The sequence below is a fragment of the Monashia sp. HAY1-5C genome, assembly GCF_056755255.1.
Window position 1 is genome coordinate 1 of sequence record NZ_JBPGXG010000856.1, and the last position, 231, is coordinate 231.

The 231-nt window shown below is 68.0% G+C and carries 1 pseudogene; it reads left to right on the plus strand.

Going from position 1 to position 231, the window contains the following annotated elements:
* A pseudogene (locus tag ACR9ZK_RS23755) lies at positions 1 to 231 on the plus strand (hypothetical protein); the annotation flags it as partial.

The following is a 231-nucleotide window of genomic DNA, read 5'->3' on the forward strand; positions in this document are numbered from 1 at the left end:
TACCTCAACCTGACGCAACTGCCCGACCTCTTCGAGTTGGAAGCGGCCTATCGCTCGCTGCAGACGATCCGGGACGCCGGCATCCCCGTCCGGACCGAGCAGCACGGCGACGTGAACGGCATCGCGTGGGGTGCCGCCGATGCCATGCTCGATGCCGGTATCGACCGGCTCGTCATGGCACTGAACCCGGATCACGGCCGGGCGCCACGCGAGCAGCCGAGCGTGTTCTGG